This window comes from Hartmannibacter diazotrophicus, from assembly GCF_900231165.1.
Taxonomy (GTDB): domain Bacteria; phylum Pseudomonadota; class Alphaproteobacteria; order Rhizobiales; family Pleomorphomonadaceae; genus Hartmannibacter; species Hartmannibacter diazotrophicus.
The window spans coordinates 2,676,346-2,700,988 of record NZ_LT960614.1 but is presented as its reverse complement, the minus strand read 5'-3'; the positions used below and the strand labels follow the sequence as shown (position 1 = coordinate 2,700,988).

Below are 24,643 nucleotides of genomic sequence, written 5' to 3'. Positions count from 1 at the left end.
AAGCCATGGCTCGCAGTCACAACATCGAGGACTACCGCAACTTCGGCATCATGGCCCACATCGATGCGGGCAAGACGACGACGACGGAGCGTGTCCTTTTCTATTCCGGCAAGTCCCACAAGATCGGCGAAGTGCACGACGGCGCTGCCACCATGGACTACATGGAGCAGGAGCAGGAGCGTGGCATCACGATCACGTCGGCCGCCACGACGACCTTCTGGAACGGCAAGCGTCTCAACATCATCGACACGCCCGGCCATGTCGACTTCACCATTGAAGTCGAGCGTTCGCTCCGGGTTCTCGACGGCGCCGTGTGCGTTCTCGACTCCAACCAGGGCGTCGAGCCGCAGACCGAGACCGTGTGGCGCCAGGGCGACAAGTACCGCGTGCCGCGTATCGTCTTCTGCAACAAGATGGACAAGACCGGCGCCGACTTCGACCAGTGCCTGTCGGACATCAAGACCCGTCTCGGCGCTCGTCCGATCGCGATCCAGCTGCCGATCGGTTCGGAGAACAACTTCAAGGGTATCGTCGACCTCGTCCGCATGAAGGCGGTCGTGTGGGAAGACGAGAACCTCGGCGCTGCGTTCCATGACGAAGAGATCCCGGCCGACATGCTGGCTCGCGCCGAAGAGGCCCGCGCCGAGATGATCGAAGCCGCCGTCGAGATGGACGACGCGGTCATGGAGGCCTACCTCGAGGGCAACGAGCCCGACGAGGCGACCCTCAAGCGCATGATCCGCAAGGCTGTGCTGACGTCGGCCTTCTTTCCGGTTCTTGCTGGTTCTGCCTTCAAGAACAAGGGTGTGCAGACGCTTCTTGATGCAGTGGTTGATTATCTTCCGTCGCCCGTCGACGTGCCCCCGACCCGGGGCATCGACGCCAAGACCGAGGAAGAGGTCGTCCGCAAGTCGTCCGACGACGAGCCGCTGTCGATGCTGGCCTTCAAGATCATCGAGGATCCCTATGGCATCCTCACCTTCGCCCGCGTCTACTCGGGCAAGGTCGAGAAGGGCATGTCGCTGCTGAATTCCACCAAGGAGAAGCGCGAGCGCATCGGCCGCATGGTTCTGATGCACGCCAACTCCCGCGAGGACATCGAAGAGGCTTTCGCCGGCGACATCGTCGCCTTCGTGGGCCTCAAGGATACCCGCACCGGCGACACGCTCTGCGATCCGCTGAAGCCCGTTATCCTGGAAAAGATGGAGTTCCCGGCTCCGGTTATCGAGATGGCCGTCGAGGCTGCCACGAAGGCCGAGCAGGAAAAGCTCTCCATGGCCCTTCAGAAGCTCGCTTCCGAGGACCCGTCCTTCTACGTCTCGACCGACTTCGAGTCGGGTCAGACGATCGTCAAGGGCATGGGCGAACTGCATCTCGACATCAAGATCGATATCCTTCGCCGTCCTCCGCATAACATCAAGGTCAACGTCGGCGCGCCGCAGGTGGCCTACCGCGAGACGATCCGCAAGGCGACCGAGATCGACTACACCCACAAGAAGCAGACCGGTGGTACCGGCCAGTTCGCCCGGGTGAAGTTCATCGTCGAGCCGAACGAGGTTGGCGCTGGCTACGCTTTCGAGAGCCGCATCGTCGGTGGTGTGGTGCCGAAGGAATATATCCCCGGCGTCGAAAAGGGCCTCAACTCGGTTCTCGGCTCCGGTCCGCTCGCAGGCTTCCCGGTCGTCGACATCAAGGTTGCGCTTATCGACGGTGCCTACCACGAGGTTGACTCGTCGGCGATCGCCTTCGAAATCGCTTCCCGTGCCGCTTTGCGGGAAGCCATCGAGAAGGCCGACCCGGCGCTGCTCGAGCCCATCATGAAGGTCGAGTGTGTCTCGCCTGAAGAGTATGTCGGCTCGGTCATCGGCGACCTCAACTCCCGGCGCGGCCAGATCCAGGGCCAGGACATGCGCGGCAACGCCAATGTCATCACCGCCTTCGTGCCGCTCGCCAACATGTTCGGCTACGTGAACAACCTGCGCTCCATGTCGCAGGGTCGCGCCAGCTACACGATGCAGTTCGATCACTACGAGCAGGTTCCGGCTGCGGTCGCTCAGGAGGTTCAGGCGAAGTACGCCTGATCCACCCGACCAACGGTATCGCTTCAAAAAGGTTTGATGGAGAAATCCAATGGCTAAGGAAAAATTCGAGCGGACGAAGCCGCACTGCAACATCGGGACGATCGGGCACGTTGACCACGGCAAGACGTCTCTGACGGCGGCGATCACGAAGGTGTTGGCGAAGGCTGGCGGCGCGACGTTCAAGGCGTATGACCAGATCGACGCGGCTCCGGAAGAGAAGGCGCGCGGCATCACGATCTCGACGGCGCATGTTGAGTACGAGACGGCCAACCGTCACTACGCTCACGTCGACTGCCCCGGCCACGCTGACTATGTGAAGAACATGATCACCGGCGCTGCGCAGATGGACGGCGCGATCCTGGTGGTTTCGGCTGCCGACGGCCCGATGCCGCAGACCCGCGAGCACATCCTGCTCGCCCGTCAGGTCGGCGTTCCGGCGATCGTGGTGTTCCTGAACAAGTGCGACATGGTCGACGACGAGGAGCTTCTTGAGCTCGTCGAGCTCGAGGTTCGCGAGCTGCTGTCGTCCTACGACTTCCCCGGCGACGACATTCCGATCGTCAAGGGTTCGGCCCTGGTGGCCCTGGAAGACGGCGACGCCAAGCTCGGCGAAGACGCGATCATGGAGCTGATGACCCAGGTCGACGCCTACATCCCGCAGCCGGAGCGTCCGGTCGACCAGCCCTTCCTGATGCCGATCGAGGACGTGTTCTCGATCTCGGGTCGCGGCACCGTGGTGACCGGCCGTGTCGAGCGCGGCATCGTCAAGGTGGGTGAGGAAGTCGAGATCGTCGGCATCCGTCCGACCGTCAAGACGACGATCACCGGCGTCGAGATGTTCCGCAAGCTGCTCGACTCGGGGCAGGCTGGCGACAACATCGGCGCGCTGCTTCGCGGCACCAAGCGCGAGGACGTCGAGCGCGGCCAGGTTCTTTGCAAGCCGGGTTCTGTGACCCCGCACACGAAGTTCAAGGCCGAGGCCTACATCCTGACGAAGGAAGAAGGCGGCCGTCATACGCCGTTCTTCACCAACTACCGCCCGCAGTTCTACTTCCGCACGACGGACGTGACGGGCATCGTGACGCTGCCGGAAGGCACGGAAATGGTGATGCCGGGCGACAACGTGGCGATGGAAGTCTCGCTGATCGTTCCGATCGCCATGGAAGAGAAGCTGCGCTTCGCGATCCGCGAGGGCGGCCGTACGGTGGGCGCCGGCGTCGTCGCATCCATCATCGAGTGATTGAACAGCCTCTACGGGCTCGGCGTGGGTCCGGGACTTCAGTGTTCCGACCCCCGCTGTCAAAGGTGAAAAGACTATGAACGGCCAGAATATCCGTATCCGGCTCAAGGCGTTTGATCATCGTATCCTCGATGCGTCGACCCGCGAGATCGTCAACACGGCGAAGCGGACGGGCGCACAGGTACGTGGACCGGTTCCGCTCCCGACGCGGATCGAGAAGTTCACGGTCAACCGTTCGCCGCACATCGACAAGAAGTCGCGCGAACAGTTCGAGATGCGTACGCACAAGCGTCTTCTCGATATCATCGATCCGACCCCGCAGACCGTCGACGCGCTGATGAAGCTCGATCTGGCGGCCGGCGTGGACGTCGAGATCAAGCTCTAAGGCAACAGCCGGGTGAGAGAGAACGCCATGCGCTCAGGTGTGATCGCACAGAAGGTGGGCATGACCCGCGTTTACAATGACGCCGGGGAACACGTGCCGGTGACAGTTCTCAAGGTCGAGAACTGCCAGGTCGTGGCCCACCGTACTGTGGACAAGAATGGCTATACCGCGCTCCAGCTTGGAGCAGGCAAGGCCAAGGTGAAGAATACGTCGAAGGCGATGCGCGGTCATTTCGCTGTCGCCAACGTCGAGCCGAAGCGGGAACTCGCGGAATTCCGCGTTTCCCCGGACAACATGATCGATGTCGGCGCCGAGCTGACCGCCGATCATTTCGTTGCCGGCCAGTTCGTCGACGTGACGGGAACCTCGATCGGTAAGGGATTTGCCGGTGTCATGAAGCGCCACAACTTCGGTGGTGGCCGCGCGACGCACGGTAACTCGGTCTCGCACCGCTCGCACGGTTCGACCGGTCAGCGTCAGGATCCGGGCAAGGTCTTCAAGAACAAGAAGATGGCCGGCCACATGGGTGACGTCCGCGTCACCACGCAGAATCTGAAGATCGTCCGCACGGATGTCGATCGCGGCCTGATCCTCGTCGAAGGCGCCGTTCCCGGCTCCAAGGGCGGCTGGATCCTGGTTCGCGACGCGGTCAAGAAGCAGCTTCCGGAAGCCGCGCCCGTCCCGGGTTCGTTCCGCAAGTCCGGCGCGACGACCGAGGCGGCCTCCGCGGGGGAAGGTGAGTGATGGAACTCGAAGTCAAAACGCTTGACGGCGCCGCCGCGGGATCGATCGCGCTCAACGACGAGATCTTCGGTCTCGATCCGCGCGCCGACCTCCTGCAGCGTGTTGTCCGCTGGCAGCTCGCCAAGCGCCAGGCCGGTACGCACTTTGCGAAGACGCGTACCGACGGCAACCGCACCGGCAAGAAGATGTATCGTCAGAAGGGCACCGGCGGCGCCCGTCACGGCGACAAGAATGCCCCGCAGTTTCGCGGCGGCGGCAAGGCCTTCGGCCCGGTGGTGCGCAGCCACGCCCACGACCTTCCCAAGAAGGTTCGTGCGCTCGGCCTGAAGCATGCCCTGTCGGCCAAGGTGAAGGGCGCAAACCTCATCGTCATCGACGAGGCGATCGCTGCCGATCCGAAGACCAAAGCGCTGGTTGACCGGTTCGCCAAGCTCGGTCTTGGCAATGCGCTGATCATCGACGGCGCGGTGCCGAACGACAATTTCCGCCTGGCGGCGCGCGCGATCCCGCAGATCGACGTGCTTCCGGTGCAGGGCATCAATGTCTACGACATTCTGCGTCGTGACACCCTGGTGCTGACGAAGGCGGCTGTGGCTGCCCTGGAGGAGCGGTTCAAATGACCAACCTCAAGCACTACGACGTGATCGTGAGCCCCGTGATCACCGAGAAGGCAACGCTTCTGTCCGAACAGGACAAGGTGGTCTTCAATGTGAAGAGCGACGCGACCAAGCCTGAGATCAAGGCAGCGGTCGAGGCCCTCTTCAATGTCAAGGTGAAGTCCGTCAACAGCTTCGTCCGCAAGGGCAAGGTCAAGCGGTTCCGCGGTCGGCTCGGCCAGCAGTCGGACATCAAGCGCGCGGTTGTGACGCTTGAATCCGGTTATGCGATCGATGTGACCACCGGCCTTTGATGAGAGCGGCAGGATAAGATGGCACTCAAGAAATTCAAACCGACGAGCCCTGGCGTCCGCCAGCTTGTGATCGTCGACCGCTCCGAGCTCTACAAGGGCAAGCCCGTCAAGGCGCTCACCGAGGGTCTGACGAAGTCGGGCGGTCGCAACAACCTTGGCCGGATGACCTCGCGCAACGTCGGTGGTGGCCACAAGCGCACCTACCGCATGGTCGACTTCAAGCGCACCAAGCGCGATGTCGTCGCGACGGTCGAGCGGATCGAGTATGACCCGAACCGCACCGCGTTCATCGCGCTGATCCGTTATGCGGATGACGAGCTGAGCTACATCTTGGCCCCGCAGCGTCTCGCTGTCGGCGACCAGGTCATCTCGGCCGCTTCCGCCGACGTGAAGCCGGGCAACGCGATGCCGCTTTCGGCCATTCCGGTCGGAACGATCGTTCACAACGTCGAGCTGAAGCCCGGCAAGGGCGGCCAGGTCGCCCGGTCCGCCGGCACCTACGCCCAGCTCGTCGGCCGCGATCAGGGCTATGCGATCCTGCGCTTCAACTCCGGTGAGCAGCGCAGGGTCCAGGCGACCTGTGTGGCCACGATCGGCGCCGTTTCGAATGCCGATCACTCCAACATCTCGATCGGCAAGGCCGGTCGTAACCGTTGGCTCGGAAAGCGTCCGCATGTTCGCGGCGTCGTCATGAACCCTGTCGACCATCCGCACGGCGGTGGTGAAGGCCGCACCTCGGGAGGCCGTCATCCGGTCACCCCGTGGGGCAAGCCGACCAAGGGCAAGAAGACGCGCCAGAACAAGTCGACCGATAAGTTCATCGTGCGCAGCCGTCACGCGCGCAAGAAGTAGTCATAGGAGACGACCGTGGCTCGTTCTGTTTGGAAAGGACCGTTCGTCGACGGCTACCTCCTCAAGAAGGCGGAAACCGTGCGTGCGTCCGGCCGCAATGAAGTGATCAAGACCTGGAGCCGCCGTTCGACGGTGCTTCCCCAGTTCGTTGGTCTGACTTTTGGTGTCTACAACGGCCAGAAGCATGTTCCGGTCTCGGTGTCCGAGGACATGGTGGGGCACAAGCTCGGCGAGTTCTCGCCGACCCGCACCTACTACGGCCACGCCGCCGACAAGAAGGCGAAGAGGAAGTAACCATGGGCAAGCTGAAGCGTGAGCGGGTGCTCGCCGACAATGAAGCCCGCGCCGTCACCCGGATGATGCGGATCAGCCCTCAGAAGCTGAACCTCGTCGCCGCCATGATCCGCGGCAAGAAGGTCTCGGCCGCTCTTGCGGACCTGACCTTCTCGCAGAAGCGTATCGCTGCCGACGTCAAGAAGACGCTGGAGTCGGCGATCGCCAACGCGGAAAACAATCATGACCTCGATGTCGACGCGCTTGTCGTCAAGGAGGCTTTCGTCGGTAAGGCGCTGGTGATGAAGCGGTTCAGCCCGCGTGCCCGTGGCCGCGTCGGTGCGATCCACAAGCCGTTTTCGAACCTGACGATCGTCGTTCGCGAAGTCGAGGAGTCTGCCTGATGGGACACAAAGTTAATCCGATCGGCCTGCGCCTCGGCATCAACCGGACCTGGGACAGCCGCTGGTTCGCCGGCAAGGGCGAATATGGCGAACTGCTGCACGAGGATCTGCGGATCCGCGAGTTCCTGATGAAGGAACTCAAGGCCGCTGCCGTCTCCAAGGTGGTCATCGAGCGTCCGCACAAGAAGTGCCGCGTCACGATCCACTCGGCCCGTCCGGGTGTCGTCATCGGCAAGAAGGGCGCGGACATCGAGAAGCTGCGTCGCAAGATCGGTGCGATGACGGACTCGGAAGTGCATCTCAACATCGTTGAAGTGCGCAAGCCCGAGATCGACGCCACGCTGATCGCCTCGTCGATCGCCCAGCAGCTGGAGCGTCGCGTTGCCTTCCGCCGCGCCATGAAGCGTGCCGTTCAGTCGGCGATGCGTCTTGGTGCCGAAGGTATCCGCATCAACGCCGGTGGCCGTCTCGGCGGCGCCGAGATCGCGCGTCTCGAATGGTACCGCGAGGGCCGGGTTCCGCTGCACACGCTGCGTGCGGACATCGACTACGGCGTTGCCACTGCTCACACCGCCTACGGCACCAACGGCATCAAGGTCTGGGTGTTCAAGGGCGAAATTCTGGAACACGACCCGATGGCTTCGGAGCGTCGCGCCCTCGAGGGCGCCGGTGACGGCGACCATCGCGGTGATCGTGGCGACCGTGGCGACCGTCGTCGCCGCAACGACGCCGCGTAAAGCGCAAGGACGGGAGAGGCGAAATGCTTCAGCCGAAACGGACGAAGTTCCGCAAGCAGTTCAAGGGCCGCATCCACGGCGTCGCCAAGGGCGGCACCGATCTCAACTTCGGCGCATACGGCCTCAAGGCCCTGGAGCCGGAGCGGATCACCGCCCGCCAGATCGAAGCGGCGCGCCGCGCCATCACGCGTCACATGAAGCGTGCCGGCCGCGTGTGGATCCGCATCTTCCCGGACGTGCCGGTCACGGCCAAGCCGACCGAAGTGCGTATGGGTAAGGGCAAGGGCTCCCCGGAATACTGGGCGGCCAGGGTCAAGCCGGGCCGCGTCATGTTCGAGCTCGACGGTGTGCCGGAGGATATCGCCCGCGAGGCGCTTCGTCTGGGCGCTGCCAAGCTGCCGGTCAGGACGCGCTTCATTCAGCGCATTGCCGAGTGATCGGCGGACTTTTTTGAGGATCGAAAGAAATGAAGGCGAGTGACGTCAAGGCCATGACGCCCGACCAGCTTGAGGACGAACTCCTCAAGCTGAAGAAGGAGCAGTTCAACCTGCGCTTCCAGAAGGCGACCGGCCAGCTCGAAAACACGTCGCGTGTGCGCATCGTTCGACGCGACATCGCCCGCATCCAGACTGTCATGCGCGAGAAGCGTGTGGCCGACAACGCTTGATGAGGATCTGACAATGCCAAAGCGTATCCTGCAGGGCGTCGTCGTCAGCGACAAGACCGACAAGACGGTCGTCGTGAAGGTGGAGCGCCGCTTCACCCACCCGCTGTTCAAGAAGACGGTGCGCCGGACGAAGAACTACCAGGCGCATGACGAGGCGAACAAGTTCAAGATCGGGGACCAGGTTTCCATCCAGGAAAGCCGGCCGATCTCCAAGACGAAGCGGTGGATCGTCGTCGACGCTGTAAGCGCCGGCTGAGATCGACCCAGAGAATAAGGTTTATCCGGGGCCATCATTTGGATGGTCATCCGGAATGTTTGAGAGAACAGGCGGCCAGTCATGATTCAGATGCAAACAAACCTCGACGTGGCGGATAATTCCGGCGCCCGTCGTGTCATGTGCATCAAGGTGCTCGGCGGCTCCAAGCGCAAGTATGCCTCGGTTGGCGACATTATCGTCGTTTCGATCAAGGAGGCCATTCCGCGGGGCCGTGTGAAGAAGGGCGACGTGATGAAGGCGGTGGTTGTTCGCACCGCCAAGGACATTCGTCGGCCCGACGGTTCGGTGATCCGTTTCGACCGGAACGCCGCCGTCTTGATCAACAATCAGAAGGAACCCGTCGGGACCCGTATCTTCGGACCGGTGCCGCGCGAGCTTCGCGCGAAGAACCACATGAAGATCATCTCGCTGGCTCCGGAGGTGCTCTAAATGGCCGCCAAGATCAAGAAGGGCGACAAGGTCGTCGTCCTGACCGGCAAGGACAAGGGCAAGACGGGCGAAGTCGTCCAGATGTTCCCGTCCGAAGACCGGGCCGTTGTTCGCGGTATCAACCTGGTGCGTCGTCACCAGAAGCAGACCGCGCAGTCCGAGGGCGGCATCCTGACCAAGGAAGCCCCCATCCACGTGTCGAACATCGCGCTGGCCGATCCGAAGGACGGCAAGGCCACCCGCGTCGGGTTCAAGATCGAGAGCGATGGCCGCAAGCTGCGCGTTGCCAAGCGTTCGGGAGAGACCATCGATGGCTGAGGCGAATTACGTGCCCCGGCTCAAGCTTGTCTATGACGAGACGATCCGGGAAAAGATGACCGCCGAATTCGGCTACAAGAACCCGCTCGAGGTTCCGGTCATCGACAAGGTCGTGATCAACATGGGCGTCGGCGAGGCTGTCGGTGACTCCAAGAAGATCAACACGGCTGCGGCCGACCTCGCGCTGATCGCCGGCCAGAAGCCGGTTATCACGAAGGCCCGCACCTCGGTTGCGACCTTCAAGCTGCGCGAAGGCATGAACATCGGCGCCAAGGTCACGCTTCGTCGGACCAAGATGTACGAGTTCATTGACCGTCTCGTGACGATCGCCCTGCCGCGCGTTCGCGACTTCCGGGGCCTGAACCCGAAGAGCTTCGATGGCCGTGGCAACTTTGCGATGGGCGTCAAGGAGCACATCGTGTTCCCCGAGATCTCCTACGACAAGGTCGACCAGGTGTGGGGCATGGACATCATCGTCTGCACCACGGCGAAGACCGACGATGAAGCCCGGGCGCTCCTCAAGGCGTTCAACTTCCCGTTCCGTCAGTGATCCGCGCGAAGAAGGACTAGAGATACGATGGCCAAGAAAAGCGCGATCGAAAAGAACAAGCGGCGCGAGCGCCTGGTGAAGAAATTCGCGGCCAAGCGGGCGGCGCTGAAGGCGGCTTCGGTGAACGAGGAGCTCCCGATCGAGGAGCGGTTCGCCGCAGTGCTGAAGCTTGCCGAGCTGCCGCGGAACTCTTCGGCGGTCCGCATTCGGAACCGGTGCGAAGTGACGGGTCGTCCGCGCGCCTATTATCGCAAGCTCAAGATGAGCCGTGTTGCGCTCCGTGAACTCGGATCGAACGGTCTCATCCCGGGTCTTGTGAAGTCGAGCTGGTAAGGAGATTGGTCCCATGGCGATGACCGATCCTTTGGGTGATATGCTCACCCGTATCCGCAACGCACAGATGCGGAAGATGAGCAAGGTTTCGACGCCGGCTTCCAAGCTGCGCCAGAACGTTCTCGAGGTGCTTGCGGCAGAGGGCTACATCCGTGGCTATGCCTCCGTGGCGCACGAGAGCAATGGCCGCTCGGAATTCGAAATCGAACTGAAGTATTTCGATGGCGAGCCGGTGATCCGTACGATCGAGCGCGTTTCCAAGCCCGGTCGCCGCGTTTACGCGTCGGTGAAGAACCTGCCGCGAGTGGCGAACGGCCTCGGTGTTTCGATCCTGTCGACGCCCAAGGGCGTGATGGCCGATCACGAAGCGCGCGAGCAGAATGTCGGCGGCGAAGTGCTCTGCCGCATCTTCTGATCCTGACGCCTTGAGAGAGTGAGAGAGATGTCGCGCATTGGCAAGAAGGCCGTCACGGTCCCGAAGGGCGTCACGGCCGAAATCGATGGAAAGACCGTTTCGGTCAAGGGACCGAAGGGGCAGCTTTCCTTTGTGCTGAACGATCTGGTCCTGGCTTCGAAGGATGAAGACGGTTCGATCAAGATCGACCCGGTCGACGACTCCAAGCCGGCCCGTTCGGCCTGGGGTATGTCGCGGACGATGGTGTCGAACCTCGTGCAGGGCGTCACCAACGGTTTCGAGAAGAAGCTCGAGATCAGCGGTGTCGGTTACCGTGCCGCCGTTCAGGGCAAGAATCTGCAGTTGGCGCTTGGCTACAGCCACGATGTGCTGTATCCGATCCCGTCCGACGTGCAGATCGCCTGCCCGAAGCCGACAGAGATCACGGTTACCGGCATCGACGCCCAGCGCGTCGGTCAGGTCGCGGCCCAGATCCGCGAATACCGCCCGCCGGAGCCCTACAAGGGCAAGGGCGTGAAGTATGCCGGCGAACAGATCGTTCGCAAGGAAGGCAAGAAGAAGTAAGGGCCCACGTCATGGCGAAGACTACGGAAGAACGTCGCCGCGCGCGTGTGCGCCGGTCTATCATGAAGGCGGCCAATGGCCGTCCGCGGCTGAGCGTGCATCGCACGTCCCAGCACATCTATGCGCAGGTGATCGACGACAAGGAAGGCCAGACCCTGGCCGCGGCGTCGAGCCTGGAGAAGACGATGCGCGAAGCGCTGAAGACCGGTGCGGACACCGCCGCGGCTTCGGCCATCGGCAAGCTCATTGCCGAGCGCGCTCTGGCTGCTGGCGTTACCAAGGTCGTCTTCGACCGCGGCAGCTTCATTTACCACGGCCGGGTCAAGGCGCTCGCCGAGGCCGCCCGCGAGGGTGGGCTCGAGTTCTGAGCCCTTGCTCAAAGGCAGGCGTGTCACGGATTTAAAAGAGATCAGGTACCATGGCTGAACGTGAACGGAATACTCGGGACCGCGAAGAGCGCGACAGCGAATTCGTCGATCGTCTCGTGCACATCAACCGCGTTGCGAAGGTGGTGAAGGGCGGTCGGCGCTTCGGTTTCGCTGCGCTCGTCGTCGTCGGCGACCAGAAGGGCCGCGTTGGCTACGGTCACGGCAAGGCCCGCGAGGTTCCGGAGGCGATTCGCAAGGCAACCGAGGCTGCCAAGCGCAACCTCATCCGCGTTCCGCTTCGCGAAGGCCGTACCCTGCACCACGACACCGACGGTCGCTGGGGCGCGGGCAGGGTGATCCTGCGTGCCGCTCCGGCCGGTACCGGTATCATCGCCGGCGGTCCGATGCGTGCGGTCTTCGAGGCCCTGGGCATTCACGACATCGTTTCGAAGTCGCTGGGTTCGTCCAACCCCTACAACATGATCCGTGCGACCTTCGACGCGCTGAACCGCGAGGACAGCCCCCGTTCGGTCGCCGCTCGCCGCGGTCTCAAGGTTTCGGCTCTGCAGTCGCGTCGCCGCGATGTCGATCCGGATGCCGTGTCCGCCGACGCGTGATCTTTTTCTGACGAGGTAAGCTTCCATGGCTCCCAAGAAGAGCGCCGCCAAGAAGACCGTCACGGTCGAGCAGATCGGCAGCCCCATTCGTCGGCCGTCCGAGCAGCGCGCGACGCTGATCGGTCTCGGCCTCAACAAGATGCATCGTCGCCGGACGCTGGAGGATACCCCCTCCGTGCGCGGGATGATCGCGACTGTACAGCACCTCGTCCGCGTCGTGGACGGGGCCTGAACCGGCGGATACGCGATATGAAACTCAATGAGATCAAAGACAACGAAGGCGCCACCAAGCAGCGCATGCGCGTTGGTCGCGGCATCGGCTCCGGCAAGGGCAAGACTGCCGGCCGTGGCGTGAAGGGCCAGACCTCGCGCTCGGGCGTCGCCATCAAGGGCTTCGAAGGTGGCCAGATGCCTCTGCATCGCCGTCTGCCGAAGCGTGGCTTCACGAATATCTTCGCCAAGAAGTTCAACACCGTGAGCCTTGGCCGCGTGCAGCAGGCGATCGAAGCCGGCAAGCTGTCGGACAAGGACGTGGTGACGGTCGAGACGCTGGTTGCGGCCGGCGTGGTGCGCCGCGTCAAGGACGGCGTTCGCCTGCTTGGCGGCGGCGAGCTGAAGGCCAAGGTCTCCTTCGAGGTGGCCGGTGCTTCGGCGTCGGCTGTCGCGGCGGTCGAAAAGGCCGGCGGCAAGGTGACGGTTCTCGGCGCTGCCGCCGAAGCCTGATATCGATGACGTGTTGAAGCGGGTCTCGTCCATCGAGGCCCGCTTTGCGTCTTTAGTTTGGCCTCATTTGACTGAGGTTCCGGCGGGCGTCGACGATCGAACGTCGTCCGGGACATGTTCCCTATCAGCCCTTTGCGGCATGCGCCTTGTCTTTGGTGCAAAAATTGAACGCGAAGTGTTTGGAACCGTCAGCGGAATGTGATCAAAGCAGGTGTCACCCTTTGCGTCCCGCGTTCGGCGGCCATCTCGGCCTGCCCTTGAACGACCAGCGGACGGACACCAGTTTCTCGATTTCCGAAGATGCGGCCGCCGGCCCATTCGGACGTGAGCGGAGCTAGATGAATGGCATCGGCTGCAGAACAACTCGCCGCCAACCTCAATTTCGGCGCCTTCGGCAAGGCGACCGAGTTGAAGAAGCGAATCTGGTTCACCCTCGGTGCCCTGATCGTCTACCGTCTCGGGACGTATATCCCGCTTCCGGGCATCAATCTTGCCGCGCTTGCGCAGGCCTTTGACCAGCAGCAGAGCGGCATTCTCGGCCTCTTCAACATGTTTGCCGGCGGTGCCGTCGGGCGCATGGCGATCTTCGCGCTCGGCATCATGCCCTATATCTCGGCCTCGATCATCGTGCAGCTGATGACGTCGATCGTTCCCTCGCTGGAGGCCCTTAAGAAGGAAGGCGAAGCCGGCCGCAAGAAGATCAACCAGTACACCCGGTATGGCACCGTGTTGCTGGCGATCGTGCAGGCCTATGGCATCGCCGTGAGCCTTGAAAGCTCCAGCAATATCGTCATGGACCCGGGTCCGATGTTCAAGCTCTCGGCCACGATCACGCTGGTCGGCGGCACAATGTTCCTGATGTGGCTCGGCGAGCAGATCACCTCGCGCGGCATCGGCAACGGCATTTCGCTGATCATCTTCTCCGGCATCGTGGCGGGTCTGCCGCGGGCTCTTGCCGGTACGCTGGAACTTGGCCGTCAGGGCGCGCTCGCGACGCCGATCATCATCGGCATGCTCGTGGTGGCCGTGATCGTGATCGCCTTCATCGTCTTCGTGGAGCGGGCCCAGCGCCGCTTGCTGATCCAGTATCCCAAGCGCCAGGTGGGCAACCGCCTGTTCCAGGGCGAATCCTCGCACCTGCCGCTGAAGCTCAACACGTCGGGCGTCATCCCGCCGATCTTCGCCTCGTCGCTGCTGCTCGTGCCGGCGACGCTGTCGGGGTTCACGGGGCAGGGCGGCTCCGGCATCCTGCAGACGATCACGACGCTGCTCGGCCACGGCCAGCCGCTCTATATGCTGCTCTATGCCGCACTGATCGTGTTCTTCGCCTTCTTCTACACTGCCATCGTGTTCAATCCGACGGATACGGCGGACAATTTGAAGAAGCATGGCGGGTTCATTCCCGGCTATCGGCCGGGCGAACGGACGGCCCAGTATATCGACTATGTGCTGACCCGGATCACCGTGCTCGGCGCGATCTATCTGGTTCTCGTTTGCCTATTACCCGAATTTCTCATTTCCGCTACCGGTGTTCCGTTCTATTTCGGAGGAACGTCCCTGCTGATCGTCGTGAGCGTGACGATGGATACCGTCGCGCAGGTCCAGGGGCATTTGCTGGCCCATCAGTATGAAGGGCTTGTCAAGAAGGCCAAGTTGCGGGGGAAAAAGAGATGAGACTGATTCTGCTCGGACCGCCAGGCGCGGGCAAGGGAACGCAGGCACAGCGTCTGGTCGACCGGCACGGCATCGTGCAGCTCTCGACCGGCGACATGCTGCGGGCAGCCGTTGCCGCCGAAACCGAGATCGGCAAGAAAGCCAAGGCGGTCATGGAGGCGGGTCAGCTCGTTTCCGACGAGATCGTGATCGGCATCGTGGCCGAGCGCATCGATCAGCCGGACGCAGCCAAGGGCTTCATCCTCGACGGGTTCCCGCGCACGCAGGCCCAGGCCGATGCCCTGGACAAGCTGCTTGAGGAGCGCAACATCGCGATCGATGCGGTGATCGAGTTCAAGGTCGACGAATCGAAGCTGATGAGCCGCATCGAGAAGCGGGTCGAGGAAACCAAGGCGGCCGGTCTTCCGGTGCGCAAGGACGACACACCGGAAGTCTTTGTGCGCCGCATGAAGGATTTCCACGCGATGACCGCCGAACTCGTCCCCTATTATTCGGTGCGCGGTCTGGTCAAGCCCGTCGACGGCATGGCACCGATCGATACGGTGACGGCCGAAATCGAAGCGATTCTTTCGGAGGCGGTGTCCTCCTGAGCGGAACAGGCGATATTCCGGAGGTTTCCTGTTGACGACGGGAGCCTTCGTGTTTATGAACCGGCTCCAATCAACGCTTTCATCATGCGGTCGAATCCATGGTTGGAAAACCGGTGGACTTGGGTCGCATGAGCTTTTTGACCTCCACGCAGCAAAGGCGGAGGAGGGAGCGGCGGCATCTGGAATGTCCCGCGACGACAGGAGAGAAGAGAAGTGGCCCGTATTGCTGGCGTCAACATTCCGACCAACAAGCGCGTCGTGATCGCGCTTCAGTATATCCATGGCATCGGCCCGAAGTTCGCCGGCGAGATCGTGGAGAAGGTCGGCATCGATTCGGCTCGCCGCGTGAATGAGCTCAGCGACGCCGAAGTGCTGCAGATTCGCGAGATGATCGACCGCGACTTCGTCGTGGAAGGCGATCTTCGCCGCGAAGTCTCCATGAACATCAAGCGCCTGATGGACCTCGGCTGCTACCGTGGCCTTCGTCATCGTCGCGGCCTTCCGGTTCGCGGCCAGCGCACCCACACCAACGCCCGTACCCGCAAGGGTCCGGCGAAGGCCATCGCCGGCAAGAAGAAGTAAGACTTCGTCGCGATGGATCGGGCGCCGGGCAACGCCTTGCGCCAGCCAAACCCCGACATTTCGGCGTCGTTCCCGTCTTCTGGGCGGGGCGGCGCTGTTCGGGTTTCAAGAGGGGCTGACGAGGTGAGCCGCCAATCCGGCAAGCCGATGTCTCCCGACCGTTTCCGGCTTTGAAAGATCTCTCAATAGCCGGTGTAGCCGCTGGAATTACGGCGGTGATGAGATCGACATGAAAGAGGACAGACTATGGCCAAGGAAGCCCGCGTCCGCCGCCGCGAACGCAAAAACATCTCTTCGGGCATCGCCCATGTGAATTCGTCGTTCAACAACACGATGATCACCATCACCGACGCGCAGGGCAATGCCATTTCGTGGTCGTCCGCCGGCACCATGGGCTTCAAGGGTTCGCGCAAGTCGACCCCCTACGCTGCCCAGATGGCCGCTGAAGATGCCGCCCGCAAGGCTGCCGAGCATGGCGTTCGCACCCTTGAGGTCGAGGTTTGCGGTCCGGGTTCGGGTCGTGAGTCGGCTCTTCGCGCGCTTCAGGCGGCCGGCTTCACCGTGACGTCGATCCGCGACGTGACGCCGATTCCGCACAACGGCTGCCGTCCTCGCAAGCGTCGTCGCGTCTGACGCCGTTTTGAACCAGCCCGTCGCGATTCCCGCATGGTGCGCGGAAGGACGGGTAGGGGAAGGCGTCGAGCGCAACGGGCGCTCCGTCTTCCGGGACTGACAAGCCGTATGGAAAGGGAACCATCGTGACCATCCAGAAGAACTGGCAAGAGCTGATCAAGCCGAACAAGCTCGAGGTGCATGCGACCTCGGCCGACAAGCGGATCGCGACGATCGTCGCCGAGCCGCTGGAGCGTGGCTTCGGCCTGACGCTCGGCAACTCGCTCCGCCGCATCCTGCTGTCGTCGCTCCAGGGCGCTGCCGTCACGGCCGTCCAGATCGACGGCGTCCTGCACGAGTTCTCCTCGATCGCCGGTGTGCGCGAGGACGTGACGGACATCATCCTCAACATCAAGGAAATCGCCGTCAAGATGATGGGCCAGGGTCCGAAGCGCATGGTTCTGCGCAAGCAGGGCCCGGGCGTCGTGACCGCCGGCGATATCCAGACTGTTGGCGATATCGAGATCCTGAACCCGGGCCATGTGATCTGCACGCTGGACGACGGCGCGGAAATCCGCATCGAGTTCACCGTCGACACGGGCAAGGGCTATGTCGCGGCCGACCGCAACCGTCCGGAAGATGCTCCGATCGGGCTCATCCCGGTCGACAGCGTCTATTCGCCGGTGCGCAAGGTCTCCTACAAGGTCGAGAACACCCGCGAGGGTCAGGTTCTCGACTATGACAAGCTGACGCTGACGGTCGAGACCAACGGCGCCCTGAAGGCCGACGATGCGGTGGCCTACGCCGCCCGTATCCTGCAGGATCAGCTGTCGATCTTCGTCAACTTCGAGGAGCCCGAGCGCGATCAGAAGGTCGAGCAGGTTCCGGAACTCGCCTTCAACCCGGCCCTCCTCAAGAAGGTGGACGAGCTGGAGCTGTCGGTGCGTTCGGCGAATTGCCTGAAGAACGACAACATCGTCTACATCGGAGATCTCATTCAGAAGAGCGAGGCGGAGATGCTCCGCACGCCGAACTTCGGCCGCAAGTCGCTCAACGAGATCAAGGAAGTCCTGGCGCAGATGGGCCTTCACCTCGGTATGGAAGTGGCCAGCTGGCCGCCGGAAAACATCGAGGAACTGGCCAAGCGCTACGAGGACCATCACTATTGATGGTCCTGCGGGCGGCCTCGGCTACCCGACCTACGAGATAACGACCGGCGGACATCCGCCGGGATCTTGTCGAAGATCATGGGCGAAAACACCGGCGGGTCCGGCAGCATCGCCAGAACACACTTAAGGAGAAGGTCATGCGTCACGGGAATGCAGGCCGCAAGTTCAACCGGCGTTCGGACCATCGCATGGCGATGTTCGCGAACATGGCTGCTTCGCTCATCGAGCACGAGCAGATCGTCACCACTCTGCCGAAGGCGAAGGACCTGCGTCCGATCGTCGAGAAGCTCGTCACGCTTGGCAAGCGCGGCGACCTTCACGCCCGCCGTCAGGCCATTGCCGAGATCGGCAACGAGGCCGTCGTGCGCAAGCTCTTCGCCGTCATCGGCCCACGCTATGCCGAGCGTAACGGCGGTTACACCCGCATCCTGAAGGCGGGCTTCCGCAAGGGCGACAACGCGGCCGTCGCCGTCATTGAGTTCGTCGATCGTGACGTCTCGGCGAAGGGCGCCGTCGACCGTGCGCGTCTCGAAGCCGAGGGTGGCAACGAGGCCGAAGCCGCGTAAGGCTGACGGTTTTGGGCCTTACTGGCCCGGACAACGATTTCAAGGGGTGGCAGCGATGCCGCCCCTTTCGTCGTTTGTGAACTGCCGCTGGACCCTCGGCGATCACATCTGCCCGCCAGCGGCTTGGATTGCCGTCATGACTTTGCAATCCGGCGTCCGATCGCCTAAATCAGGGCCGTCGGCAAGAGGAGGTCTACCGGATGCGATCGCGTGTTTTGCTTGTGAGCTGTCTGGCAGGCTCGGTTGTCCTCGCCGCGTCATCCGCGCTGCTCGCCGAGGAGCGCCAGGTTCCCCAGACCTCCGCCGAGATCCAGCTTTCCTTCGCGCCCGTGGTCAAGAAGGTCGCCCCGGCCGTCGTCAACGTCTACGCGACGCGCGAGGTGCAGCAGCAGCGCTCGCCTCTTTTCGACGATCCCTTCTTTCGCCGCTTCTTCGGCGGCAATGGGCAGGTGTTTCCACCTCAGAGGCGGCAGCAGAATTCGCTCGGCTCCGGCGTGATCGTCGACCCTTCCGGCGTCATCATCACCAATGCGCATGTGATCATCGACGATTCGGAAGTGAAGGTGGCGCTTGCCGACCGCCGCGAGTTCGAATGCGACGTCGTGCTGAAGGACAAGGATCTCGATCTCGCGGTACTGAAGATTCGGGATCCGAAAGGCGAACTGCCGTTTGCGCAGATCGGCGAATCCGACAGCCTCGAGGTCGGCGACATCGTGCTTGCCATCGGCAACCCGTTCGGCGTCGGCCAGACGGTGACGCAGGGCATCGTCTCGGCGCTCGCGCGCACCCGGGTCGGGGTCGCGGACTACCAGTATTTCATTCAGACCGACGCCGCCATCAATCCCGGCAACTCCGGTGGCGCGCTCGTCAACATGTCGGGCCAGGTCGTGGGTATCAACACGGCGATCTATTCGCGTGGCGGCGGCTCCAACGGCATCGGTTTTGCCATCCCGTCCGACATGGTGAAGGTGGTGCTCGACTCGGCCCGGCATGGCGATCAGGTCAAGCTGCCCTCGATCGGCGCCGACCTGCAGCCGGTCACGGCGCAGATCGCCGAGAGCCTCGGCCTTGACCGTCCGAGCGGGCTTCTCATCGCCAGCATCGATCCGGGAGGGCCGGCCGAGAAGGTCGGGCTGGAGCCCGGCGACCGGATTGTCTCGCTGGACGGGGAGGATGTGTCCGATCCGCGCGTCTTCAACTACCGTCTGGCGACCATCGGTGTCGGCAAGGTGGCGAAGCTGGTTGTCGACAGGGATGGCCAGACAATGGCGATCGACATCCGGCTCCAGGCTCCGAAATCCGTCGAACGGCCGAGCGAAGTCCGCGTTTCCGTGCGCGGGCCGTTTACGGGAACGACGATTGCCGACATGACGCCGGCGATTGCCCAGAGTCTCGGTCTTCCAAGGGACGAGGCACGCGGCGTCATCATTGCGGAGGTCGATCCCCGCAGCCAGATCGCGCGCGTCGGCTTCCAGCCGGGCGACGTGATCCTGTCAGTGAACGGTGACGATATCGGCTCGACGCAGGACTTCCTGAGGGCCGCCGGGCAGCAGCCGCTGTTGTGGCGTGTCACGATCAATCGCCGGGGCCGCATCATCCGACTGGCCTTCCGATGAGCGATCTTTTCGGCGGCGGGCTTCCGCCCGTGCGCAAGCCGGGGCAGGGGGGCGGCGAACAGCCCCCCGCTGCCATCGATGCCGGCAGGGATGCGCCGCGTCCGCTTGCCGACCGGCTGCGCCCCAAAGAGCTTTCGGAGATCGTCGGCCAGGATCATCTTGTCGGGCCGCAGGGCTCGATCACGCGCATGCTGCGGTCGGGCTCGCTCGGCTCGCTGATTCTCTGGGGCCCTCCCGGTACGGGCAAGACGACGGCGGCACGGCTGCTGGCGCGGGAAACCGATCTCGCCTTCGACCAGATCTCCGCGATCTTTTCCGGTGTCGCCGATCTCAAGAGGGTGTTCGAGGCAGCGCGAATGCGGCGCGCCGGCGGGCGTGGCACGCTGCTCTTCGTCGATGAGATCCACCGCTTCAACCGCGCCCAGCAGGACAGCTTCCTGCCCGTCATGGAGGACGGTACCGTCACGCTTGTCGGAGCGACGACGGAAAACCCCTCCTTCGAACTCAATGCGGCGCTCCTGTCGCGTGCCCATGTCCTGGTCTTCAAGCCGCTGGAGCCGGAGGCGATCGAGGCGCTGCTCAAGCGGGCCGAGGAGACGGTCGGCCGGCCGCTGCCGCTTGACGAGAGCGCGCGCCTTGCCCTCGTCCGCATGGCGGACGGAGACGGGCGGGCGTCGCTGACCCTTGCCGAGGACGTCTGGCGCGCCGCCGGCGAAGGGGAAGTCTTCGACGCCACCGCGCTGCAGGAGATCGTGCAACGGCGCGCCCCGGTCTACGACAAGGCGCAGGACGGCCATTACAATCTGATCTCGGCCCTGCACAAGTCCGTACGCGGGTCGGATCCGGATGCCGCCCTTTATTATTTCTGCCGCATGCTCGATGCCGGCGAGGACCCGCTTTACCTGGCGCGCCGGGTGATCCGCATGGCGGTCGAGGACATTGGGCTTGCCGATCCGCAGGCGCTTGCCGTCTGCAATGCGGCTCGTGACGCCTACCAGATGCTCGGAAGCCCGGAGGGGGAACTGGCGCTCGCGCAGGCCGTTGTCTATGTGGCCAGCGCGCCGAAGTCGAATGCGGTCTATGTCGCCTACAAGGCGGCGATGCGATCGGCCAAGGAGAGCGGGTCGCTGCTGCCGCCAAAGCACATCCTCAATGCGCCGACCAAGCTGATGAAGAGCGAGGGCTATGGCGATGGCTATCGCTACGATCATGACGAGCCCGAGGCCTTCTCCGGCCAGAATTATTTTCCCGAGAAGCTCGGCCGGCAGCAGTATTATCAACCGGTGGAACGTGGATTCGAACGCGAGTTGAAGAAGCGCCTCGACTATTGGGCCAAGCTGCGCCGGGAGCGCGGCGAGCCCTGATCCGCATGACGTGGATCAAGGAGCGCAAGGCGCGAAAATGCCATGACGGCAAGGAATTGAGGCAGGCTGCGGACATCGGGCCGCGCCCTGCTGAACAGGAACGAACCGGTGGACCGGCACGTATCTGCCCGGCCACCGCAAGAATGACCGAGAAGGGAGAACTCAGGAATGTCCCCGCTGCCCGCGAATTTCCGACATGTGAAGCTGGAGCTTGCCCGCGAGAAGGATCACCCCCGGGGGGATGCCCAGCACGGCTATGACTTTCTGCTGCCGCTGGCCGACGACGGCTCGATCGACATGGACAGCTACAAGGCTCACAAGGCCTCCTGCCGGGTACGGCGCTTTCGCGAGGGAGAGGACGACCGCGTCGGCCTCCTGGTTCGTGGCCGCGGAGCCGCGTGGTCCATCGACTACAACGACAAGATGAGCGGCGAGGAAGAGGACGCCTTCCGCTTCGATGCGGAGCATTTCGTGCCCGGCGAGTATGTCTCGATCCGCGAGGACGACGGCAAGCTGCACACCTTCCAGGTCGTGGCGGTCCGCGAACCCTGAAAGCTTCCCCCAATGCCCGTGACACTGCATCGTCGAGGCGGACCGGACGGCCGGACAGCGCGCCGGCGCCGGTCAGGCGCCTTCGACGTAGGCCGCATAGAGGCCCGCAAGATGCCTTGTCACGGGCCCGGGCTTGCCGTCGCCGATCGTGCGCCCGTCGATGCTCGTCACCGGCGTGATGCCGCCAAGCGTGCCGGTCACGAAGGCTTCGGATGCGGCATAGGTCTCGGCAAGCGTGAAGTCGTGCTCGCGAACCGTTCCGCCATCGGCGGCGTGAAGGCCGATGACCTTCTTGCGGGTGATGCCCTTGAAATTGTAGCGGCCGGTCGATGTCCACAGTTCGCGGCCGCGGACGACGAAGAAATTCGTCGAGTTGCAGCTTGCGACGAAGCCGTGCGGATCGAGCATCAGGGCTTCGTCGGCACCGGCGTTGATTGCCTGGATCAGCGCCTGGATGAAATTGAGGCGGCTGTGCGAGTTGAGCCGCAGGTCGAAGACATCCGGCCCCGAGCAGCGGATCGTCGAGGTGAAGAGGGACAGGCCTTTTTCCTTCGTCTCCGGGCGCGGCGCCTTGTACTCGGCGACGATCACGATGGTCGCCGGACCGAGCGCGAAGCGCGGATCCTGATTGGGCGTCTTCTTGGTGCCGCGTGTCACCATCAGGCGAATATGGGCGCCGTCCGTCATGCCGTTGCGGTCGAGCGTCGCCTGGATCGCGCCGACGACGCCCTCGCGGCTGAGACCGATGTCGAGCTGGATTGCACCGGCTCCCTCGAAAAGGCGGTCCATGTGGTCGTCGACGGCCAGCAGCCGTCCCTTCACCAGGCGAAGGCCTTCCCAGACGCCGTCGCCAAGAACGAAGCCGGCATCGAAGACCGAGACGCTGGCCTTGTCGCGGGGAAAGAAGTCCCCATTGACGTAGATGAGGACGTTTTCGTTGCGCGGATCGTCGACGTAGCCTTGAGAGGACGTGCGGCTGAGGCTGGAAGATGGAGACATGGAGCTCGTCTGTGCCAAAGGGAGGGAGAAGGACGTTGCGGGAAAATGATCCCAACAACGACCGCCGCAAGCGATAACCGATTGCGGGAACGGCTGCAAATTTGGAGGAAATGCCTCTGGATGCGGGGAGTGAATGATGCGATTTTGCAAGTCTGCTGAATAGGCCATTGGATGAACGAAGCCGGTTGCCGCCTCCGCGACCGGCCGGAGCCGGTTCATGTGCCAACCGGCTTTTGCTGGAACAAAGGGATGCCCATGAATGTGACATCGACGGCCCCGGTGGCCGAAGCCGAGACGCAAGTGACGACGTTCCCCATTCCCGAGGGCGTCTTCGCCGAAACGGTCACGTCGGTGAAGCATTACACCGACCGCCTGTTCAAGTTCCGGATCACCCGTCCCCAGAGTTTCCGTTTCCGCTCGGGCGAATTCGTGATGATCGGGCTGCCGAATGCCGCAAAGCCCGTCTTCCGGGCCTATTCGGTGGCGAGCCCGTCATGGGACGAGGAACTGGAGTTCTTCTCCATCAAGGTGCCGAACGGTCCGCTGACCGAGCATCTGCAGAAGATCAAGGTCGGCGACACGATCCTGATGAAGAAAAAGCCGACGGGCACGCTCGTGCTCGACGCGCTCGTTCCAGGCAAGCGGCTCTACATGTTCTCCACGGGCACCGGCGTTGCGCCCTTTGCCTCGCTGATCCGCGATCCGGAGACCTACGAGAAGTTCGACGAGGTGATCCTGACGCAGACCTGCCGCGAGGTGGCGGAACTGGCCTATGCGCAGGAGCTGGTCGAGGACATCCGCAACGATCCGCTCGTGGGCGAATTTGCGGCCGAGAAGCTCGCGCTGTTCACATCCGCGACGCGCGAGCCCTATGTCTGCAACGAGCGCATCACGACGCTCCTCGACAACGGCAAGCTGTTTGAACTGCTCGACGTGCCAGTGATGAACCCGCTGGAAGATCGCGGCATGATCTGCGGCTCGATGGACATGATCAAGGACACCAAGGCGCTGCTGGAGCGGTACGGCCTGGATGAGGGCTCGAATGCCAAGCCGGGGACCTTCGTCGTGGAGCGCGCCTTCGTCGGCTGATGGCGAGGGCAAACGGTCAAACTGAAAAAGGCGCGGTCCAATGGTTTGGACCGCGCCTTTTTCCTTTTCGCACTGCGCCGGATTACTGCGTCTTGGCGCGGTAGGTTTCGTGGCAGCTCTTGCAGTTCTCGGCCATTGCGCCGAATGCCGGCTTGAAGGCATCGAGGCCGCCTGCGGAGGCGTCGGCCAGAGTGGCGGCGTCCGCTGACAGCTTTTCGGCCTTCTGCGTGAAGTCGTCCTTCTTCTCCCAGATGATCGGCAATGCCTCGGTCTTGTTGCCGGTCATGGAGTCGTCGGGAAAGAGGGTCGGAAATTCCCTGGCGTTTTCCGAAATCACCTTCGCGGCCGCCGCGGCCTTGGTGGCGTCGTATTCGATCTTGCCCTGAGCCATGCCGCCGAGCGTCTTCATCTCATCGCCAATGCCCTTCATGAGCTTCTGGCGTGCACTGATCGCATCCGACTGGGCGAAGGCGATATGGGAAAAGGCCAGAGTTGCAATGAGCGCCGTTGCTGCAATCTTCTTCATCGTCGGGTTCCCGGCTGTCGTTGAACGTTCAGGGCTCTTTCGCTCGTCCTTGATTCTACAAGAATTCCCGGATGGACGAGACCTCGTGAAGTTGCCCGAAATCGGCAATGGGGTCTGTTCACGTTGGCGTGAGGCGCCGGCAAAGAATTGTTGGAAATAATACTCAAAAAATCCGGGCGGCGGTGGAGTGGTATGCCACTGTGTTCTTTCGGCCACTTGCATGTCAGTATTTTGACGGTGTCGCCTGATTTCAGATTTGCCGCAGGTGACCGTGGTCGGGAATTGATGTAGGCTTCACATCAGTCGGTTGAAGGATCCAAGCGAGGCCGGTTTTGATGGGATCCTCCTGACTGCGGCCGCAGTATTCTCCCTGCTGCGGCCGGCTTTTTTTTGATTTTTTCGGATGACGGACACGGC

The 24,643-nt window shown here is 62.9% G+C and carries 35 protein-coding genes; 33 read left to right on the top strand and 2 right to left on the bottom strand.

The window, feature by feature from the left end; genetic code table 11:
- Window positions 1-5 precede the first annotated feature (5 nt).
- The 32 genes from fusA (at window position 6) to HDIA_RS12540 (ending at window position 21,612) form a co-directional block, all read left to right on the top strand.
- Window positions 6-2,081 (top strand): elongation factor G, encoded by a 2,076-nt coding sequence (gene fusA / locus HDIA_RS12695; protein WP_099556502.1) that lies wholly within the window; start codon window positions 6-8, stop codon window positions 2,079-2,081.
- A 49-nt stretch (window positions 2,082-2,130) separates the two neighbouring features.
- Complete coding sequence (gene tuf, locus HDIA_RS12690; protein ID WP_099555611.1) at window positions 2,131-3,321, top strand: elongation factor Tu; 1,191 nt, start codon at window positions 2,131-2,133, stop codon at window positions 3,319-3,321.
- A gap of 76 nt (window positions 3,322-3,397) precedes the next feature.
- Window positions 3,398-3,706, top strand: a complete 309-nt coding sequence (gene rpsJ / locus HDIA_RS12685) for a 30S ribosomal protein S10 (RefSeq protein WP_026782425.1) — start codon at window positions 3,398-3,400, stop codon at window positions 3,704-3,706.
- A 27-nt stretch (window positions 3,707-3,733) separates the two neighbouring features.
- The gene (gene rplC, locus HDIA_RS12680; RefSeq protein WP_099556501.1) at window positions 3,734-4,450 is read left to right on the top strand and encodes a 50S ribosomal protein L3; all 717 of its coding nucleotides are present in this window, start codon (window positions 3,734-3,736) and stop codon (window positions 4,448-4,450) included.
- Entirely contained in the window at window positions 4,450-5,070 is a 621-nt protein-coding gene (rplD, locus tag HDIA_RS12675; RefSeq protein ID WP_099556500.1) for a 50S ribosomal protein L4, read from the top strand. Before rplC ends, rplD begins: the two co-directional genes overlap by 1 nt.
- Entirely contained in the window at window positions 5,067-5,360 is a 294-nt protein-coding gene (locus HDIA_RS12670) for a 50S ribosomal protein L23 (RefSeq protein WP_099556499.1), read from the top strand. The genes rplD and HDIA_RS12670 overlap by 4 nt, the downstream gene beginning before the upstream one ends.
- 18 nt (window positions 5,361-5,378) lie before the next feature.
- Window positions 5,379-6,212: a 50S ribosomal protein L2 gene (gene rplB / locus HDIA_RS12665; RefSeq protein ID WP_099556498.1), complete on the top strand. Its 834-nt coding sequence runs from the start codon at window positions 5,379-5,381 to the stop codon at window positions 6,210-6,212.
- Window positions 6,213-6,227: 15 nt separating this feature from the next.
- Window positions 6,228-6,506: a 30S ribosomal protein S19 gene (gene rpsS / locus HDIA_RS12660; RefSeq protein WP_099556497.1), complete on the top strand. Its 279-nt coding sequence runs from the start codon at window positions 6,228-6,230 to the stop codon at window positions 6,504-6,506.
- Between the two features lie 2 nt (window positions 6,507-6,508).
- Window positions 6,509-6,889, top strand: a complete 381-nt coding sequence (rplV, locus tag HDIA_RS12655) for a 50S ribosomal protein L22 (RefSeq protein WP_099556496.1) — start codon at window positions 6,509-6,511, stop codon at window positions 6,887-6,889.
- Window positions 6,889-7,626 (top strand): 30S ribosomal protein S3, encoded by a 738-nt coding sequence (rpsC, locus tag HDIA_RS12650; RefSeq protein WP_099556495.1) that lies wholly within the window; start codon window positions 6,889-6,891, stop codon window positions 7,624-7,626. The genes rplV and rpsC overlap by 1 nt, the downstream gene beginning before the upstream one ends.
- A gap of 23 nt (window positions 7,627-7,649) precedes the next feature.
- A complete protein-coding gene (rplP, locus tag HDIA_RS12645) occupies window positions 7,650-8,063 on the top strand; it encodes a 50S ribosomal protein L16 (RefSeq protein WP_099556494.1) in 414 nt (137 codons plus the stop codon).
- A 29-nt stretch (window positions 8,064-8,092) separates the two neighbouring features.
- Complete coding sequence (gene rpmC / locus HDIA_RS12640; RefSeq protein WP_099556493.1) at window positions 8,093-8,293, top strand: 50S ribosomal protein L29; 201 nt, start codon at window positions 8,093-8,095, stop codon at window positions 8,291-8,293.
- Between the two features lie 13 nt (window positions 8,294-8,306).
- The gene (rpsQ, locus tag HDIA_RS12635; protein WP_099558874.1) at window positions 8,307-8,549 is read left to right on the top strand and encodes a 30S ribosomal protein S17; all 243 of its coding nucleotides are present in this window, start codon (window positions 8,307-8,309) and stop codon (window positions 8,547-8,549) included.
- 81 nt (window positions 8,550-8,630) lie between these two features.
- Window positions 8,631-8,999: a 50S ribosomal protein L14 gene (gene rplN, locus HDIA_RS12630; protein WP_099556492.1), complete on the top strand. Its 369-nt coding sequence runs from the start codon at window positions 8,631-8,633 to the stop codon at window positions 8,997-8,999.
- Complete coding sequence (gene rplX / locus HDIA_RS12625; RefSeq protein WP_099556491.1) at window positions 9,000-9,317, top strand: 50S ribosomal protein L24; 318 nt, start codon at window positions 9,000-9,002, stop codon at window positions 9,315-9,317. It begins immediately after the preceding gene.
- Entirely contained in the window at window positions 9,310-9,867 is a 558-nt protein-coding gene (gene rplE / locus HDIA_RS12620; protein ID WP_099556490.1) for a 50S ribosomal protein L5, read from the top strand. The genes rplX and rplE overlap by 8 nt, the downstream gene beginning before the upstream one ends.
- 27 nt (window positions 9,868-9,894) lie before the next feature.
- The gene (gene rpsN / locus HDIA_RS12615) at window positions 9,895-10,200 is read left to right on the top strand and encodes a 30S ribosomal protein S14 (RefSeq protein WP_099556489.1); all 306 of its coding nucleotides are present in this window, start codon (window positions 9,895-9,897) and stop codon (window positions 10,198-10,200) included.
- Window positions 10,201-10,213: 13 nt separating this feature from the next.
- Window positions 10,214-10,615: a 30S ribosomal protein S8 gene (gene rpsH, locus HDIA_RS12610; RefSeq protein WP_099556488.1), complete on the top strand. Its 402-nt coding sequence runs from the start codon at window positions 10,214-10,216 to the stop codon at window positions 10,613-10,615.
- 27 nt (window positions 10,616-10,642) lie between these two features.
- Window positions 10,643-11,179 carry a 50S ribosomal protein L6 gene (gene rplF, locus HDIA_RS12605; RefSeq protein ID WP_099556487.1) on the top strand — a complete coding sequence of 179 codons (537 nt, stop codon included), beginning with the start codon at window positions 10,643-10,645 and terminating at the stop codon, window positions 11,177-11,179.
- An 11-nt stretch (window positions 11,180-11,190) separates the two neighbouring features.
- On the top strand, window positions 11,191-11,547 hold the full coding sequence (gene rplR / locus HDIA_RS12600) for a 50S ribosomal protein L18 (protein WP_099556486.1): 357 nt from the start codon (window positions 11,191-11,193) through the stop codon (window positions 11,545-11,547).
- 50 nt (window positions 11,548-11,597) lie between these two features.
- Window positions 11,598-12,164: a 30S ribosomal protein S5 gene (gene rpsE, locus HDIA_RS12595; RefSeq protein WP_099556485.1), complete on the top strand. Its 567-nt coding sequence runs from the start codon at window positions 11,598-11,600 to the stop codon at window positions 12,162-12,164.
- Window positions 12,165-12,189: 25 nt separating this feature from the next.
- Window positions 12,190-12,396, top strand: coding sequence for a 50S ribosomal protein L30 (rpmD, locus tag HDIA_RS12590; RefSeq protein ID WP_099556484.1), 207 nt, complete (start codon window positions 12,190-12,192; stop codon window positions 12,394-12,396).
- A 17-nt stretch (window positions 12,397-12,413) separates the two neighbouring features.
- The gene (gene rplO / locus HDIA_RS12585) at window positions 12,414-12,887 is read left to right on the top strand and encodes a 50S ribosomal protein L15 (RefSeq protein WP_099556483.1); all 474 of its coding nucleotides are present in this window, start codon (window positions 12,414-12,416) and stop codon (window positions 12,885-12,887) included.
- 342 nt (window positions 12,888-13,229) lie between these two features.
- Complete coding sequence (secY, locus tag HDIA_RS12580; RefSeq protein WP_099556482.1) at window positions 13,230-14,561, top strand: preprotein translocase subunit SecY; 1,332 nt, start codon at window positions 13,230-13,232, stop codon at window positions 14,559-14,561.
- A complete protein-coding gene (locus HDIA_RS12575; RefSeq protein WP_099556481.1) occupies window positions 14,558-15,151 on the top strand; it encodes an adenylate kinase in 594 nt (197 codons plus the stop codon). Before secY ends, HDIA_RS12575 begins: the two co-directional genes overlap by 4 nt.
- A 213-nt stretch (window positions 15,152-15,364) precedes the next feature.
- Window positions 15,365-15,733, top strand: a complete 369-nt coding sequence (gene rpsM / locus HDIA_RS12570; RefSeq protein WP_099556480.1) for a 30S ribosomal protein S13 — start codon at window positions 15,365-15,367, stop codon at window positions 15,731-15,733.
- Window positions 15,734-15,979: 246 nt separating this feature from the next.
- Entirely contained in the window at window positions 15,980-16,366 is a 387-nt protein-coding gene (gene rpsK, locus HDIA_RS12565) for a 30S ribosomal protein S11 (protein ID WP_099556479.1), read from the top strand.
- Window positions 16,367-16,491: 125 nt separating this feature from the next.
- Window positions 16,492-17,514: a DNA-directed RNA polymerase subunit alpha gene (locus HDIA_RS12560; RefSeq protein WP_099556478.1), complete on the top strand. Its 1,023-nt coding sequence runs from the start codon at window positions 16,492-16,494 to the stop codon at window positions 17,512-17,514.
- 137 nt (window positions 17,515-17,651) lie between these two features.
- On the top strand, window positions 17,652-18,080 hold the full coding sequence (gene rplQ / locus HDIA_RS12555) for a 50S ribosomal protein L17 (RefSeq protein WP_099556477.1): 429 nt from the start codon (window positions 17,652-17,654) through the stop codon (window positions 18,078-18,080).
- Between the two features lie 200 nt (window positions 18,081-18,280).
- Window positions 18,281-19,696, top strand: a complete 1,416-nt coding sequence (locus tag HDIA_RS12550; RefSeq protein ID WP_099556476.1) for a Do family serine endopeptidase — start codon at window positions 18,281-18,283, stop codon at window positions 19,694-19,696.
- Window positions 19,693-21,060, top strand: a complete 1,368-nt coding sequence (locus HDIA_RS12545; RefSeq protein ID WP_099556475.1) for a replication-associated recombination protein A — start codon at window positions 19,693-19,695, stop codon at window positions 21,058-21,060. Before HDIA_RS12550 ends, HDIA_RS12545 begins: the two co-directional genes overlap by 4 nt.
- A 168-nt stretch (window positions 21,061-21,228) precedes the next feature.
- Window positions 21,229-21,612, top strand: coding sequence for a hypothetical protein (locus HDIA_RS12540; protein ID WP_099556474.1), 384 nt, complete (start codon window positions 21,229-21,231; stop codon window positions 21,610-21,612).
- Between the two features lie 72 nt (window positions 21,613-21,684).
- On the opposite strand, the gene HDIA_RS12535 is transcribed toward HDIA_RS12540, so the two are convergent.
- The gene (locus tag HDIA_RS12535) at window positions 21,685-22,611 is read right to left on the bottom strand and encodes an aminotransferase class IV (RefSeq protein ID WP_099556473.1); all 927 of its coding nucleotides are present in this window, start codon (window positions 22,609-22,611) and stop codon (window positions 21,685-21,687) included.
- 255 nt (window positions 22,612-22,866) lie between these two features.
- Between HDIA_RS12535 and HDIA_RS12530 the strand changes: the two genes are divergently transcribed.
- Window positions 22,867-23,700, top strand: a complete 834-nt coding sequence (locus HDIA_RS12530; RefSeq protein WP_099558873.1) for a ferredoxin--NADP reductase — start codon at window positions 22,867-22,869, stop codon at window positions 23,698-23,700.
- 82 nt (window positions 23,701-23,782) lie between these two features.
- On the opposite strand, the gene HDIA_RS12525 is transcribed toward HDIA_RS12530, so the two are convergent.
- The gene (locus tag HDIA_RS12525) at window positions 23,783-24,226 is read right to left on the bottom strand and encodes a c-type cytochrome (protein WP_157775563.1); all 444 of its coding nucleotides are present in this window, start codon (window positions 24,224-24,226) and stop codon (window positions 23,783-23,785) included.
- Between the last annotated feature and the right edge of the window lie 417 nt (window positions 24,227-24,643).